The organism is Acinetobacter sp. ANC 4910 (genome assembly GCF_004331035.1).
Classification (GTDB): domain Bacteria; phylum Pseudomonadota; class Gammaproteobacteria; order Pseudomonadales; family Moraxellaceae; genus Acinetobacter.
This window is the reverse complement of the sequence record NZ_SJNT01000009.1, coordinates 31,733-48,093: the sequence shown is the minus strand read 5'-3', so window position 1 is coordinate 48,093 and position 16,361 is coordinate 31,733. Positions and strand designations below refer to the sequence as shown.

The 16,361-nt window shown below is 38.8% G+C and carries 15 protein-coding genes; 10 read left to right on the top strand and 5 right to left on the bottom strand.

Annotated elements, in window-relative coordinates; genetic code table 11:
• The first annotated feature begins 47 nt into the window (after positions 1-47).
• Positions 48-524 carry a MarR family winged helix-turn-helix transcriptional regulator gene (locus E0H82_RS11200; RefSeq protein WP_131264812.1) on the top strand — a complete coding sequence of 159 codons (477 nt, stop codon included), beginning with the start codon at positions 48-50 and terminating at the stop codon, positions 522-524.
• 113 nt (positions 525-637) lie between these two features.
• Positions 638-1,333 carry a GntR family transcriptional regulator gene (locus tag E0H82_RS11195; protein ID WP_131264810.1) on the top strand — a complete coding sequence of 232 codons (696 nt, stop codon included), beginning with the start codon at positions 638-640 and terminating at the stop codon, positions 1,331-1,333.
• A 48-nt stretch (positions 1,334-1,381) separates the two neighbouring features.
• On the opposite strand, the gene E0H82_RS11190 is transcribed toward E0H82_RS11195, so the two are convergent.
• Both E0H82_RS11190 and E0H82_RS11185 read right to left on the bottom strand, forming a co-directional pair.
• A complete protein-coding gene (locus E0H82_RS11190; protein WP_131264808.1) occupies positions 1,382-2,326 on the bottom strand; it encodes a PDR/VanB family oxidoreductase in 945 nt (314 codons plus the stop codon).
• Between the two features lie 10 nt (positions 2,327-2,336).
• Entirely contained in the window at positions 2,337-3,413 is a 1,077-nt protein-coding gene (locus E0H82_RS11185) for an aromatic ring-hydroxylating oxygenase subunit alpha (protein ID WP_131264806.1), read from the bottom strand.
• Between the two features lie 506 nt (positions 3,414-3,919).
• Between E0H82_RS11185 and E0H82_RS11180 the strand changes: the two genes are divergently transcribed.
• Together E0H82_RS11180 and E0H82_RS11175 are read left to right on the top strand one after the other, a co-directional pair.
• The gene (locus tag E0H82_RS11180) at positions 3,920-5,266 is read left to right on the top strand and encodes an MFS transporter (RefSeq protein ID WP_131264804.1); all 1,347 of its coding nucleotides are present in this window, start codon (positions 3,920-3,922) and stop codon (positions 5,264-5,266) included.
• Between the two features lie 33 nt (positions 5,267-5,299).
• Positions 5,300-6,583 carry an OprD family outer membrane porin gene (locus E0H82_RS11175; RefSeq protein WP_131264802.1) on the top strand — a complete coding sequence of 428 codons (1,284 nt, stop codon included), beginning with the start codon at positions 5,300-5,302 and terminating at the stop codon, positions 6,581-6,583.
• A 139-nt stretch (positions 6,584-6,722) separates the two neighbouring features.
• Here E0H82_RS11175 and E0H82_RS11170 read toward each other — a convergent pair whose 3' ends face one another.
• The 3 genes from E0H82_RS11170 to E0H82_RS11160 form a co-directional block, all read right to left on the bottom strand.
• Positions 6,723-7,928, bottom strand: a complete 1,206-nt coding sequence (locus E0H82_RS11170) for an MFS transporter (protein ID WP_131264800.1) — start codon at positions 7,926-7,928, stop codon at positions 6,723-6,725.
• 288 nt (positions 7,929-8,216) lie between these two features.
• On the bottom strand, positions 8,217-8,618 hold the full coding sequence (locus tag E0H82_RS11165) for a rhodanese-like domain-containing protein (protein WP_131264798.1): 402 nt from the start codon (positions 8,616-8,618) through the stop codon (positions 8,217-8,219).
• A gap of 357 nt (positions 8,619-8,975) precedes the next feature.
• The gene (locus E0H82_RS11160; protein WP_131264796.1) at positions 8,976-9,398 is read right to left on the bottom strand and encodes an Lrp/AsnC family transcriptional regulator; all 423 of its coding nucleotides are present in this window, start codon (positions 9,396-9,398) and stop codon (positions 8,976-8,978) included.
• A gap of 233 nt (positions 9,399-9,631) precedes the next feature.
• On the opposite strand from E0H82_RS11160, the gene E0H82_RS16755 reads away from it, so the two are divergent.
• The 6 genes from E0H82_RS16755 (at position 9,632) to E0H82_RS11135 (ending at position 16,284) form a co-directional block, all read left to right on the top strand.
• Positions 9,632-9,766: a hypothetical protein gene (locus tag E0H82_RS16755; RefSeq protein ID WP_265937193.1), complete on the top strand. Its 135-nt coding sequence runs from the start codon at positions 9,632-9,634 to the stop codon at positions 9,764-9,766.
• 90 nt (positions 9,767-9,856) lie between these two features.
• Positions 9,857-11,086: an aspartate aminotransferase family protein gene (locus tag E0H82_RS11155; RefSeq protein WP_131264794.1), complete on the top strand. Its 1,230-nt coding sequence runs from the start codon at positions 9,857-9,859 to the stop codon at positions 11,084-11,086.
• Positions 11,087-12,124 carry an arginine N-succinyltransferase gene (astA, locus tag E0H82_RS11150; RefSeq protein ID WP_131264792.1) on the top strand — a complete coding sequence of 346 codons (1,038 nt, stop codon included), beginning with the start codon at positions 11,087-11,089 and terminating at the stop codon, positions 12,122-12,124.
• Positions 12,121-13,587 carry a succinylglutamate-semialdehyde dehydrogenase gene (astD, locus tag E0H82_RS11145; RefSeq protein WP_131264791.1) on the top strand — a complete coding sequence of 489 codons (1,467 nt, stop codon included), beginning with the start codon at positions 12,121-12,123 and terminating at the stop codon, positions 13,585-13,587. Before astA ends, astD begins: the two co-directional genes overlap by 4 nt.
• Before the next feature lie 519 nt (positions 13,588-14,106).
• Complete coding sequence (locus tag E0H82_RS11140) at positions 14,107-15,570, top strand: amino acid permease (protein ID WP_131264789.1); 1,464 nt, start codon at positions 14,107-14,109, stop codon at positions 15,568-15,570.
• Between the two features lie 243 nt (positions 15,571-15,813).
• Positions 15,814-16,284, top strand: a complete 471-nt coding sequence (locus tag E0H82_RS11135) for a hypothetical protein (protein ID WP_131264787.1) — start codon at positions 15,814-15,816, stop codon at positions 16,282-16,284.
• The last annotated feature ends 77 nt before the right edge of the window (positions 16,285-16,361 follow it).

Here is a 16,361-nt window from a genome sequence, read left to right as displayed (position 1 = left end):
TCACTCTCATACTTCTTTTTTAGTTTTAGCTTTTATGATGAAAAATTATGATGCGTTCAAATACCGTTGATAAAAAAACAGAAGATGGCCCACGTTTAAGCTATACCATCGCACGTATAGATCGGGTAATTAGTAAATATTTAACAGAACATTTAAAAGATTTAGACATCAGTTTGCCGCAGTTCACGGCGTTATCTGTTTTGGCCTCTAAAAATAATTTATCGAATGCCAAACTCGCAGAGCGTTCATTTATTAAGCCACAATCGGCCAATAAAATTTTACAAGATTTATTGCAACATCAATGGATTGAGAAAACCCCAGATCCAACTCATGGTCGTCGTATTTTGCTTACAGTAACAGAAAGTGGTTTGGCTAAATTAGCCGAGTGTAATGCGGTAGTTGAAGCATTGGAAACTAAAATGTTGCAAGGGGTCGATATGAACTTGGCTTATTTAATTCGCAATAATTTAGACATTATGGTCAATAACTTAAAACAATCTAAAGTTAAAACACCTTTAGAATAAGCCAAGATGAGGCTTTAATATCCCCATGCATAGATAGAGATGTTTTCTCTGTTAGAAATATATTGTCACTTGATGATTGATCTTGCTAGCATGACTTTGAAATCTTTTAACAAGTGTGGCTAGGGATGTCTTCAGGGCAACAAGTTTTAATTAAATTAAGAAAAATGATTATCGCGGGTGAGCTTGAAGGCGGCAGTCGCATTGCTGAAATTCCAACGGCAGAGTTGCTTGGGGTATCTCGTCAGCCTATTCGTATGGCCTTCCGCTTGTTGGAACAAGAAGGTTTATTGATTAAGAATCCAACCCGAGGTTATACGGTCCGTGAAATTTCCAATCAATTGGTCAATGATGCCTTGGAAGTTCGCGGAGTACTGGAAGGTTTAGCTGCTAAAACCTTAGCAGAACAAGGTTTATCGGAACAGCAGCAGCAAACTTTAAAAAACTGTATAGAACAAATAGAGCAACTCTTTGCAGAGCATACTGAATTTGGGGATGAAGAGTTAGAACGTTATCATGAGTATAATGTCACCTTTCACGACACAATTATTCAAGGCGCACAGAATGTTGCGCTTATTCAAGCCTTAGCAAAAAATAATCAACTTCCTATGGCTTCCGTTCAAGCCATTACCTATGACGAATCACGAGCCTTATCTGAATATCGCCGCTTACACTACGCACATTTGCAGCATTGCTCTATTTATGAGGCTTTGCTTCAGCGTCAGTCGGGCCGTGCCGAAACTTTAATGCGAGAACATAGCAGTGTTGCGTTGTTAGGCGAAACGGTCAAAAACATATTGACTGAGGTGTAATAAGAAACTCCCGCTCAATGCATTTGAGCAGGAGTAAAACGAGTGTTCCTATAACTCAATCACCAAATGTTTGGATTTAGCGCGAGAGCAGCAAGGTGTGAACTGATTATTCAAGGCACGCTCTTCATCCGTCATAAATACATCTCGATGATCTGGAATACCTGAAACAACACGGGTAATACAAGTACCACAAATGCCTTGTTCGCAGGACACAGGCACATCAAAACCATGCGCTAACAAGGCATGAGTTACGGTCTGTTCTGGATGAATTTCAATTCGCTGTCCTGTGCCAGCAATTTCCACAGTAAATGCTTCATCATTTTCCTGCTTGCTTTGCTGTGCTACAAAATGCTCCTGATGCAGTTGTTCGGCTTGCCAACCCGCTGTTTCAGCCGATTGCATGACAAATTGCATAAAGCCTGTTGGCCCGCAGACATATAGGTGTTTACTTGAATCGGGCTGTTGCAATACCTTTGCCATATCACATTGAGTATCAGCTTGGTTTTGAATGTGAAAATGAGCTTGATCTGCAAAGTGTTGGGTTAAATTTCCATAAAAAGCGAGCATTTCATGACTACGTACAAAATAATGCAGTTCAAATGGAATCTCTAGTGCTTTTAAACGGTAGGCCATTGAAAGAATAGGGGTAATTCCAATTCCACCCGCAAACAGCATTGCTTTTTGTGTTTGGTTATGTAGCGCAAATAAATTACGTGGCTGCCCAATACTTAATACATCACCTTCTTGATAGTCATTATGTATGCAACGTGAACCACCTCGTGAGTTTTCATCGTGTAGCACCCCAATCACATAGCGATTTTTTTCACTCGAACAGTTAGAAAGTGAATATTGCCGTGTAAGTCCATTTTTAAGATGGACATCAATATGCGACCCAGCCTCAAACGATGGCAGGGCCGAACCAGATGTGGGAATAAGTTCAAAGGCACGAATTGAGGGCGTAAGCTGATGAATTTTATCAATAATAACGTCCATGTTTTTATCCTTAAATCACATGAATATTTGGAATTTGTGCTGTATGGCGAGTTACCGTTGTTTGTCTTTCTTCGGCAAGCAAACGCTCAATCACTTTGCGTGATTGCACACCACCTGCATCAATATTCAGCATCAGTAATTTACGCTGGGGATTATTGAGAATGTTTTGCTGTTGTTGTTCCAGCATTTCCAAATCTTCAGTAAAAATTTTGCCTTGTCCTTCACGAATTTGATCAGTGAGTTCTGTATTTTCAGGCTGAAAGTTACGTGCCATTCCCCAGAAATACCAATGTGAAGTTTCAGTTTCAGGCGTAATAAAATCCACCACAATTGAAGACACTTTCTTGTCTTTTGGTGCGTCATAGCCACCATGACCTGCATGTGCGACACCCACTTCAATATGTACATTACTAGGGGCGAAGAAATGACAACGCTGCCAGCGATCTACAGGCACATCATCTGCAAGATGATTACCTCGAAGTGCCATTTGCCAAAAAGGAGGGGCAATCACATTGTCCATATAACGTTCGGTAATGACATGATCACCTTCTACCTTTGTGATTGGCAGTGATTCATCAATCTCTTTTTGACCAATACTGCTGGAATGCACATAGGTTTCATGGGTTAAGTCCATGAGGTTGTCAATCATCAGGCGATAATCGCATTGAATATGAAATAAGCCTCCGCCATAACTCCACTCAGGATGATCGGCCCATTCTAGTACAGGAAGTTTAGATTCATCTGCAAGATTTTTCTCACCCGGCCACACCCAGACAAAGCCCATTTTTTCAACTACAGCATAGGCTTTATTGCATGGGAAGCCGTTCACGCGTTGTGCTGGCATTGCTACAGTTTTTCCTTCACAGCCCATGACCAGTCCGTGATATCCACAAACTAAATTGCCATCTTCAACATAGCCGAGTGAAAGTGGTGCGCCACGATGCGGACAGAAGTCTTCAACAGCAGCAACTTTATTTTCTTTGCCACGATAGAAAACAATTTTTTCACCGCAAATAGTACGACCTAATGGCTTATCTTGAAGTTCTTCAGGGCGGCATGCGACATACCAAGCATTTTTTATGAACATTATGATGACTCCGTGTCAATTATTGGATCCAATTTATGTCTCTTTAATCGTTTTGTCAAATGTGATTTGGGTGTTTTTTATGAAAATGGCGCTAAAATTATTCACTTCAACAGAGTTTGTATTTTTATAAGATTCAACTATGGATCCATTTCACTGTTAAATTTAGATGCTTAGGTTTTTATTAAATGGATCCAGATATATTAATTTTGAAAATTTTAAAATCATTTTCGCCTTTATATTAATAAAAATTACAAATTAATGATTTGATTTATATAGTTTTTTAACTGTGATATAAAAAACCAAATAAATTAGTTGATTTTATGGATCCAATTATACAGTATAGAAAAAGAGCAGGATGCTTCATAAAAATGATCTCTATGTATAGAGGATCACTTTCATTCTTAATTATCCCTTCTAGGCAATTATGGATATGGATATGCATAATCACCCAATGTTGTGTTCCCACATGGTCGTGTGTATTTCCGTTCCTAATTGGGAGTTACACAATGCAAAGAAATGTTTTAGACGAAATTAACAATACTAAAATGAGCCGTTACCAATGGTTCGTGATTCTGATTTGTCTATTTCTGAATGTCATTGATGGTTTTGATGTCATGGTGATGGCGTTCACAGCACCGTCAGTATCTGCGGAATGGGCTTTGTCTGGTGCACAAATCGGGATACTCCTCAGCGCGGGTCTATTTGGTATGGCCGCAGGTTCCATTTTCTTGGCACCATTAGCAGATAAAATTGGCCGCCGTTTCTTAATTCTGATTTGTTTGATTATTGCAGGGTTGAGCATGTCTGCATGTGGGCTTGTGCAAAGTCATAGTATGTTGGCTGCACTACGGTTCATTACAGGTGTTGGCGTTGGCGGGATCTTGGCGAGTAGTAACGTACTGGCAAGTGAATATGCAAATGCACGTTGGAGAAGCCTAGCGGTAAGCTTAATGTCTACAGGATATGGTATTGGCGCAACGTTAGGAGGCGTACTTACCTTTGTTTTAATTGAGCATTTGGGCTGGCGTTCAGTCTTTTTAGCGGGTGGTATGACCACGCTGATCATGTTCGCTTTTGCTGTGTGGTTATTACCTGAATCACTTGATTATTTGTTGGCAAAAAAACCTGTCCGTGCCTTGGAAAACACAAATATGATTCTGCAACGTATGCAGTTGATGTCTTTAAACGTGCTGCCAGAGTCTGTACAAGTTGAACAACAAAAGGGCAGCGATGTTGCGAAACTGTTTCGTGGCCATCTAGGATTCCAAACCTTGTGTTTATGGTTCGCCTTTTTCTTGGTCATGTTTGGTTTCTACTTTGTGATGAGTTGGACACCTAAAATTTTAATTGCGATGGGCATGTCGCGAGATCAAGGCGTCAGTACAGGTATTCTAATTAGTATTGGTGGTATTTTTGGTGCAGCAATTATTGGTCTTTTAGCTTCACGGATTAAAATTTTCTACGCGCTCAGCTTATTTTTAGGCTTAACAGCACTCTGTATTTTCCTATTTGTTGCAGTTTCATCACAAGTGAGTATTGCACTGCTGGTCGGTTTATTACTCGGTATACTTATTAATGGCTGTGTTGCAGGACTTTATTCAATTTCACCGACCATTTATGAAGCGGATATTAGAAGTCGGGGTGTGGGGTATGCAATTGGATTTGGGCGTATTGGCGCCATTTTATCTCCAACCATAGCAGGTCTATTTTTAGATCAGGGTATGACACCACAGCATCTTTATGCGTACTACGGCATTGTATTTATCTTGGCAATTTTCCTGATTTTAATCTTGGGTAAAGCGGTGTATCGACATCAAAAAACTCAAAATTATTCACTCAATACATCAATCTAAATATCTGTTTAACAATTAAAAGCTGAGATAAAAATGAAAAAGACATCTTTATGGATGGGGATCTGCTTGTGCCCAATTTTTGCCAACATGGCACATGCACAGTTCATTGCAGACAGTCAGGCCGAAATCACATTACGCAACTTCTATTTTGATCGGGATTATAAAAATGATCCTTATCCTTATACAGCAGCTCGAGATTGGGCTCAGGGTCTTATCTTTAAGGGACAATCGGGTTATACCGATGGAACCATAGGCTTTGGTGTAGATGTCCTTGCCATGGCTGGTTTTAATTTATTGGGAAGTCAAGCAGATGATTACGCACGGACTGGTTTATTAGCTGTCAATTCGGACAATTCAAGAGATGATTATTATGCAAAAATTGGTGTAACGGGCAAAGTCCGATTGAGTAAAAATGAACTTTTTGTAGGAGATTTGGTTCCGCAACTTCCGACAATATTTTCTTCGCCGGCAAGACTACTCCCGCAGACTTATCGTGGTGTGAGATTCGTTTCTACAGAAATTCCTAAACTGCAATTGGAAGGGTTTTATGTCGATAAAGTCCGCCAACGTGATTCTATTCACTATACCGATGTGGGTATTGATAATATCAATCATCGTTTTGATCGGGCTGCAACCACTGATCATTTCTATACGCTTGGGGGAGCTTATCAACTCAGTGATGCCTATCGCATCCGTATGTATCATGCTGAATTACAGGACATTTATCAGCAACAATTTCTGGGTATTAATGGTAAGCAACCCATTTCAGATCAGTACAATTTTTTAACCGATGTTCGCTTTTTTAACAGTAATGATACGGGAAGTGAAAAAATAGGCACTGTGGATAATCGTCACGTCAGTGGGTTGTTTGGTCTCAACACACAGGGACATACGCTCTCAATTGGTTATATGCAGTCTTTTGGTAATACAGGTCTGCCATTTTTATCAGGCGCTGAAAGTCCAGTTACCCTAGATTTTATGAGTTCGGACTATTCAAATAAAGATGAAAAAGTGGTTTCTTTACGTTATGACTATGATTTTAAAAATGTCCGTCTAGGTGAAACTTCACTCAATGGTCTGCGCTTTATGACACGCTATGCCAAAGGGGATGACATTGATTTATTAGCATATGGCAGCCAACGTTTTGAAGAAGAGTCTTTAGAGTTTGAACTGGGTTATCGCATACCAGAAGGGAGTTTAAAAGGCTTGGGGCTTAGAACACGTTTTTCTCATTATCGGAATGATATGCCAACCAATATGACCTTCCATTCAGCAAATGAAACACGTATTAATGTGGATTATAGTTTTAAATTTTAATACGATTTTTCCCTAGTCTTTTTAAAAGATAGCTTATTGATATTACATATGAATAAGCTATCTCACAGCAGTTTAAATCATAAAATTAACTTATATAAATCAAAAAATTAGACAAAAATCATTTGCTAAGAACAAAACTTCATTCAGTTTTTGACATCGTCCTATAGAAGCCCAAGATACCTAAAACAGGACCAAGCAAAAGAATCCAAGCAGAATCTAAACCTATATGATCGAAAGCATAGGTCGTAAATGCAATGGATACGATGGTTATCGCAAAGCCAATAGAATTCTGAATAGAAAGTGCTGCGCCCAGTTTTTCTGGTGGGCATGCAACCGAAGCCAATGCAGAAAATTGTGGTGAGTCTGCAATGACAGATGCACTCCATACCATAAGAACGATTAGCAGTGACCACGCCGGTAAATAACGCCAAGCCAATGCAAAAATCAGACAACATAGACCAGAAAGGAATAAAGCGCCCATAGCAACGCGATCACTACCATACTTTTTTGACCAATATCCACCTAAAAGACAACCGACAGCACCACATGCCATAATTAAAAATGTCGCCAATGGTACATTCGATAAGCCTAGGGCTTTTAAAACGCCGGAGTGAGCAATAAAAAGTGGCAATATCGTCCAAAAAGCATATAACTCCCACATGTGACCAAAATATCCAAGTGCGGAGGCTTTAAATTTTTTGATTTTAAAGACCTGAAATGCATTTCCAGTCGCCATGTTTTTTTTAGCAACTTTCGCACTTTGGTCATCACCCAATATAAAAATAAGCAATGCGGCAACTAATGCCAAAATGGATGAGAAAGTAATCACATAATGCCAATTTAAATTGGCAGATAAGCCATTCAGTGCATGGGGTAATGCAGTACCCAATGTGAGCATGGCGACTAAAAGTGCCAAAACTGCTCCAGCTCGATGAGGTGCCCATTGCACCACCAACTTCATCCCAATGGGGTAGATGCCAGCCAAACAAATCCCCACACAAAAGCGGTAAATCATGCCATCGATTAAACCTTGTGCTAACCAAGCAAAACACAAATTAAACAATGCACCCAACAGTGCTGCACCAGTAAAAATAGAGCTTGCTTTAAAGCGATCTGCAAAACCCGTAAAGGCAATCAAGAAAGTACCAATGATAAAACCAGCTTGTACGGCATTGGTTAACCAACCAATATCAGCGATGCGAATGTGCCATTCTTGAATTAAATTGGCTGCTGCACTATTTGCACTAAACCATAAGGATGTTCCAAAAAGTTGGGCAAAAGTAATAATCAGGATTGCGTGTGAAGAAAAGAAGTGATGGGCTTTGCCGTGTATCTTAAAATCCATACGCGCTATCCTTAGCTTGTTGGTGTGAATAAAGTCTTTTTAGACCAATACAATTCTATTCTTATACGAATAAAACTTTTATTGCCTTATTCATTTTATCGGTATTTTATTATTTTAAAATTTGATTTTCATCATAAAGCATATAAGCACTGCCATTAAACTACTTATTAAAGAGCATGATGCAGTCGAGATTTAATCGTGGAAATACAGGTGATAAAATCCAAGACCGATCAGAAAAGAATAGAGGAAACTGGACTTTTAGCATTAGAACAATTTCTTCTAGATGTTTTAACCTGCACAACCACAATCAATACTGGTTCCTGCGCGAGCATTGTCGCCCATTGTTTGGTAACCATCTCGTTTCCACCAGTCTAGACCACCAATCAGTTCTTTAACCTGAAAGCCTAAAGTTGCCATTTTTAGCGCTGTTTTGGTCGAGGCATTACAGCCAATACCATCACAATACGTTACATACAGCACAGATTGGTTCAAATGCGCCAATGTCTGCTGTGTAATACTTCGATGAGGGATATTAATAGCATGCGGAATATGTTCATGTTGATAAGCTATTTCGCTGCGCCCATCCACAACTATGATCTTTTGTCCCTGACTTAATGCTTCAAATAAATCCCAAGAGTCCATTTCATAATTTAATTTGGCTTGATAGAATTCTAATGGTGATACAGCCATACTTATATCTCCTTGTAACGTATAAGATTATCTCGTTTATATCCTAACATTACTTTTCATATTTTCTTGCCCGTAATGTTATATAAGTTGAGTCTTAAATATAAATCCTAGAAAATCTAAAATTTTCATTGTTTATAGTATTTTAAATAACATCTTCAGCATTAAATAAATCAGTTTGTTTAATGCTTGCAACGCTTCAATTAATAGCACAATTTTATTGATTAAAATACTTTAAAAAACCAATCCATGAAAGTAGATGAATTTTAGTTCATATGATTGAAGAGCCAATATTCATCTATATCAAGGGTTGTTAAGCATTCTGATCACGAGAATACTTAAATGTAATTTTTATTAAGATTAGGTTTTAAAAGTTGAGAGTAAGATACTGGTTTCACTATTATAAATACCAGAAATACATCGAATTCTTTCTAGGACTTTATCAAAGTTTTCTAGAGAGTCTGCTCGAATTTCAACCAAAATATCCCATTTCCCATTGGTTTTATGCAAGCGTTCAACTGCTGAATCTAGACGTAATTCGCTAATGACTGATCTGGCTTTAGTGCCTTCCACCATAATGCTCATCCAGGCGCGAATAATATTTTTTTCCACATCTGGACGGTAGCGCACGGTATACCCCGTAATCATGCCAGATGTTTCCATATAGTCGATTCGGCTCCTGATAGTCGGACGAGATACCCCCGTTTTTTCCGCTAAATCTGTGACAGACATTCGGGCATTTTCTTTTAGAAAACCGAGAATAATTTGATCAATTTCACTCATTTTGCATCCTGCAATTGTCAATTTGGAAAAAAATAATTCATTTTAGAAAAAAGTACAAATTTTTTAAGTCATTTTGATTTTGAATAATATACAAATGCGCTAAGCCTGCTGAAGATTCAGTTTCATGTAAAACTTAAATTCAGCTCGAGATCGAATCAATATCGTGTTGATCAACATGTATCTCTAAGGGTTTTTAAGCGCATATGGAAGCTTCAGTCGTTAAGGAAAAATAGATGACTACAAACTTAGAAAATCATACTCGTAAGGCGATTGTAGGCACTTTTCCTCAATCCTTGATTTCACATGGTCTAAAAAAACTGTCCACGTCAGTTTTTGTTTTCTATAACGAAAAGCTACACGAAATTTAAGTCCATCGCACAGGAACATTAGGAAGCAGCTTGAGCGATTTTGGTGAAAAACCAAAAAATGAATTTAGAAGATATTGGAGAGACAGCAGAATGAATAACTTAGCATTGACACGCCAAAACTTTAATGATTGGATGGTTCCAGTTTTTGCCCCAGCAAATTTCATCTTAGTTCGTGGTCAAGGTTCTCAGGTTTGGGATCAGGATGACAAGCAATATATTGATTTTGCAGGTGGCATTGCAGTAAATGCTTTAGGTCATGCACACCCTGTGGCGGTACAAGCCCTGACTGAACAAGCGACTCAACTTTGGCATATTGGTAATGGTTATACCAATGAACCTGTTCTTCATTTAGCAAAACAGCTCGTCGAAAATACATTTGCAGACAAAGTGTTTTTCTGTAATTCGGGCGCAGAAGCAAATGAAGCCGCTTTAAAACTGGCACGAAAAGTTGGTTTGCTAAGTGGTCATGCAAATAAAAATCAAATTGTTGCTTTTAAAAATGCATTTCACGGCCGCACGTTATTCACTGTAACCGCAGGTGGTCAACCGAAATACTCTCAAGATTTCGCACCTTTACCAGAAGGTATTCAACATACTGCTTTTAATGACTTAGAGCAGGCAAAAGCAGTGATTAATGAAAATACTTGCGCTGTTATTGTTGAACCTATTCAAGGTGAAGGTGGTGTACTGCCTGCAGATATCGAATTTTTAAAAGGCTTGCGTCAACTTTGTGATGAACATGGCGCCGTACTGATTTTTGATGAAGTCCAAACAGGTGTTGGTCGCACTGGCTCACTGTATGCCTATATGAATACAGGTGTTACCCCTGACATTTTAACGACTGCAAAAGCTTTAGGCGGTGGTTTCCCTATTGGTGCGATGATTACCACGAATCAATACGCAAACATGTATGCGGTAGGGGATCATGGGACGACCTATGGCGGTAATCCATTGGCGTGTGCAGTGGCAAATGCAGTATTCGAATTTATCAACACGCCTGAAGTTCTAGAAGGCGTTCAGCAACGATTTGATTATTTTGTCACTGGTCTAAATAAGATTAATGCGAAATTTAATGTCTTTGAACAAATCCGTGGTCAAGGTTTACTCCTTGGATGTGTCCTAAAGGCAGAACATGCGGGTCAAGCCAAAAATATTGTCACTTTGGCAGCCGAGCAAGGCTTACTGGCACTGGTTGCAGGCCCTAATGTTGTCCGTTTCACGCCTTCACTGATTATTCCATTTGAAGATATCGATGAAGGGCTAAGCCGTTTTGAGCAAGCCCTAGAAAAATTTTCTCAAGAATTGAAGGAGTGTGCATAAATGATGATTATTCGTTATATCCGAGAAAATGATATCAATGACATCTACCAACTTGCCGAAAAAGCAGGCTATGGGCTTACATCATTACAGCCAAATCTGGAAATTTTGTCAGCAAAACTGAAACGTGCATGCGATACAGTACGAGGTAAACTGAGCAAAGCAGATCAAGGCTATTTCTTCGTTTTAGAAGATACCAGCATCAACAAAGTGGTCGGACTCTGTGGTATTGAAGTTGCTTTGGGCTTAAGTGAACCTTGGTATAACTTCCATGTTGGTACTCAAGTACATTCCTCAAAAACACTGAATGTGTATAAGTCACACCAAACCTTGTTTTTAAGCAATGACCATACTACGTGCAGTGAATTATGTACGTTGTTCCTCGATCCTGATTATCGTAAAGAAATGAACGGAAAATTTCTTTCAAAAATCCGTTTCTTATTTATTGCAGCGTTCAGAAATATTTTTGAAAAACGCATCGTTGCAGAAATGCGCGGATATTCAGATGAAGTCGGTAACTCTCCGTTCTGGGATGCAGTCGGACATAAGTTCTTCGATATGGAATTTAGAAAGGCAGATTATCTCAGTGGTACAGGCCAGAAATCTTTTATTGCAGAACTGATGCCACGCTATCCTTTATATGTCGATATGTTGCCTGCGGCAGCCCAAGAAGTGATTGGCAAAGTCCATCCAAATACCTTACCTGCATATAAATTATTGTTAGGTGAAGGTTTACGTTTCCAAGGTTATGTCGATATTTTTGATGGTGGTGCGACTTTAGAAGCCGATGTAGAGAACTTACGTTCAATTAAAGAAAGTGCAGTTCTCCAAGTTGAAATTGTTGAAACAGCAACTTTGAATGAAGCAGAACCGTATTTAATTTCAAATGACCATTACCAAGACTACCGTGGTCTTTTGATTCAGCATGATCCTGAACAAGAAACCATACAGTTAACTCAAGCGCAGGCTGAGCAACTCCAAGTAGCTCAGGGTGATGTAGTTCGTGTGTTGTCCTTAAATCCAAAGGAACACAAAGCATGATTCAGGGCAAACAATTTATACAAGGGCAGTGGCTGAATGGGCATGGCGCTGAATGGGTTAAAACAGATCCAGTCAGCAATCAAGCCCTTTGGGCTGCACAAGCAGCCAATCAAGAGGATGTTGAAAAAGCTACGCTTGCTGCACGCCAAGCATTCCCATTATGGGCTAAATGTTCATTAGAGCAGCGTATTGAGATCATTGAACGTTTTGCAGCACAATTAGAGCAGAATAAAAATCATCTGGCAGAAGTGATTAGCCAAGAAACCAGTAAACCCCTTTGGGAGACACTGACAGAAGTTCAGTCCATGATTGCTAAAGTGGGAATTTCTGTACGCGCTTATCATCAAAGAACAGGCTCTAGTGAAACCATCATGGCAGATGGTGTTGCGTCATTGCGTCATCGTCCGCATGGGGTATTGGCTGTATTTGGGCCTTATAATTTTCCTGGTCATTTGCCCAATGGGCATATTGTTCCTGCCTTAATTGCAGGAAATACTCTTGTATTTAAGCCAAGTGAATTAACCCCATGGACTGCTGAAGAAACGGTAAAACTCTGGCAGCAAGCAGGTTTGCCTGATGGTGTTTTGAATCTGGTACAAGGTGGACGCCAGACAGGTGAAGCATTGGCAGCTTCAGCGCAGATAGATGGTTTACTTTTTACTGGCAGTGCCAATACAGGTTATCACCTGCATAAACAAATGGCGGCTAGTCCGGAAAAAATTCTCGCTTTAGAAATGGGGGGCAATAATGCACTCATTATTGATGAAGCGGTTGATGTAGATGCTGTCGTACATTTAGCCATTCAGTCTGCTTTTGTTTCTGCTGGGCAACGCTGTACTTGTGCACGCCGTATTCTGGTAAAAGAAGGTGCAAATGGTGATGCTTTTGTACAACGTTTTGTTGAGGCTGCACAAAAATTAGTAGTGGGTCACTGGAATCAGCAACCACAGCCATTTATGGGTGGGGTGATTTCATCTCAAGCTGCCGATTTGATGTTGAAAGCACAACAACAATTATTAGCTCTAGGGGCGACTGCACTGCTAGAGATGACACGTCCTGACGCTGAAAGCTCACTACTTACGGCCGGGATTCTTGAGGTTACAAAAGTTGAAGTCCCTGATGAAGAATACTTCGGCCCTTTAACCACCATCTGTCGTTATAAAGATTTTGATGAAGCCTTGAGTCTTGCAAACAAGACTCGTTTTGGTCTGTCTGTTGGTTTAGTTTCGCCAAATCGGGACTTGTTCGAACGCTTAATTATTGAAGCGCGGGCAGGAATCGTAAACTGGAATAAACCCTTAACAGGCGCATCTAGTGCTGCACCATTTGGAGGTGTAGGGGCTTCAGGGAATCATCGTGCAAGTGCTTTCTACGCAGCCGACTATTGTGCTTGGCCTATGGCTTCACTGGAAAGTGACAAAGTCATTTTACCCGAGAAACTTTCACCTGGTATTTGCTTATAAATATCAGGGTTTTTAAATACTCAGGATATTTATAATAGACTTGATGGTTTTTATTTTAAATCATCAAGTCTTAAAATAAAGCACACTAGACTAATGGATAATTGCAACTATTTACCCGCATATTTTTTAGCTAAACGTACATTTTTAATTAAACAAGTGCTTTTTAATTAAGCAGAAATAAAGAGTAATTAAACAAAAAAGTCTAAAGTGTGCTGTATGATCCACCAGAAATTTTATTCAGTTAAAAATGGCGCTAAATCATATTTAACCTGATTATCAATTAGTCATTTATTGGGGTTTTTATTGGAGTGGTTATTGGTTTTTAAATAAGTCATTTAAGTCATCCATTTAATTAAAAGCGATCAAGCAAGGCTTAAGAAAGCAGAATAAATGGATTTCTACTCTCAATTATTTAAATTAATCTTATGTGTAATTTAAATAATTGAGATTATTCATTATGTGGGTTAAGTCGTTATTAAAGGATTTGTAACGGTTGTTATAAATTGGAGTAAACATTACATGAGTAAGAACAAGGGAAAGCAATTTCTAGAAGGAGACCTTCTTGGAAGTCAGCACATGACTGAACAAGATGAAGAAAAATTGCAACGCTCATTGACAAATCGTCATATCCAGATGATTGCCATTGGTGGCGCAATTGGTACTGGATTATTTATGGGTTCGGGGAAAACACTGAGTATTTCAGGAACTTCGATTATTCTGACCTATTTAATTATTGGATTTTTCTTTTTCTTTGTTATGCGTGCAATGGGAGAACTATTGCTTGCAAATACAAATTTTAAAACCTTCGCCGATTTTGCGACCGAATATTTAGGCCCATGGGCAGGTTTTTTTCTAGGTTGGTCTTATTGGTGTAACTGGATTATTACCGCTATTGCAGATGTTATTGTGATAGGGGGGTATATGCAGTTCTGGTATCCCGATATGCCCGTATGGATACCTGCCTTTGCTTCACTCGCCATTCTTACTATATTAAACTTTGTTGCAGTAAGAATGTTTGGTGAATTAGAATTTTGGTTCTCACTGATTAAAATTGTTGCGATCATCTTATTCATTGTCGCGGGGCTGTATTTAATTAGTACCCACTATGTATCTCCGAATGGTGTCACAGCATCTTTCTCACATTTACTTGAAAGTGGCTCCATGTTCCCATACGGTTTAACTGGTTTCTTAGCAGGCTTCCAAATTGCTATTTTTGCCTTTGTCGGTATTGAATTGGTCGGAACCACTGCTGCCGAAACCAAAGACCCACACAAATCACTCCCTAAAGCCATCAACTCTATTCCATTACGAATTTTGTTGTTTTATGTGGGTTCATTGATTTGTATTATTGCCGTGACATCTTGGTCACAAGTCTCACCAGAAAAAAGCCCATATGTAGAAATGTTTACCCATGTTGGCTTACCAATTGCGGCGGGTCTAATTAACTTTGTTGTTGCGACATCAGCTCTGTCTTCTGCAAACAGTGGTATTTTTGCGACTAGTCGTATGTTATATGGTTTATCTTTAGAAAATGATGCACCGAAAAGCTTTAGCAAGTTATCAAAACGTAAAGTTCCGATTCGTGGCTTAGTTTTCTCTATGCTGTGCGTAACACTTGGAACGTCAATTCTATTTATTGTGCCAAATGTCATGACTGCATTTACGATTATTTCTGCATTAACGTCAATTCTATGTATTTTTACATTTATGTTGATTGTACTTTCTTATATTGCATATCGTAAAAAAGACCCTGAATTACACCTCAAATCAAATTATAAGATGCCTGGTGGACTCTTCATGGCATGGTTTACTATGTTGTTCTTGGTTTTCACGATTGTGATTTTAGCTTTCGATCATGATACTTTAATCGCGCTTGTGCTTTCTCCAATCTGGTTCGTTGGTCTCTTTATTGGTTACCGCTATAAAAAGAAAAAGATCTTAAAGCTTAATCTATTAGATCAAAGCAAGGTGGATTACGTTTAAAACGTTTCTTTAAAATCGATTTAAAAAAATAGCTAGAGCATTTCGTTCTAGCTATTTTTTTTAAATGAATGAACTCTAAAATTTAGATAAGATACTGATATGAATAAAGTCATCTAAAAATAAGGATAAAATTCAATAAGATTTGTTTTATTTAAAATTATTTCAGCTCTTCTTTTTCTGAAAAAAAAAGCTTAGAGTATCTCTATAACAATAATCTTCTCAAGGATCGCGGGGAGTCATAAAATGAACAATACCCAGAAAATAATTTATGCTTTATGTTTCATTGGCCCATTTTTTTCTATAGCTCAAGCAGAAACCTTATCTGAACATTCTGATTTGGCAAGTATTACGGCTAGCTCTGGAGAAAGTGAATCGAATTTATCCGATCAGTATGCAACAGACACCACAACATTTTCGAATGCAGCTTTATCCATCGCATCCTTTTCTGCCTTAGCTCAATATGAACGTGCAAGTAATAAAAAAAATGAAAGCATGCAAATGCCGCCCGAAATAAAAAATCTAGAAGAAACAAAAGCAAATGCAGCAAACACTGTCTTTCGCCGATACAACTATCTATTGAGCAGTCGCTCGGCAGATTATAGCTCGAAGACCAATTATTGGTGGAATGCCAGTAATTACAGTTGTATCGCAACAGTTTCATACAATGGACGAATTAATGCTGTGAATAGAGTCAATTCTTCTGATTGTCAGTGATTTCAAATAAGACCAAAATCGAAGTGAGAGTGATATTTTCAGTCTTAAGAGAGAAGGATGAGGAAGATTTAAATTGT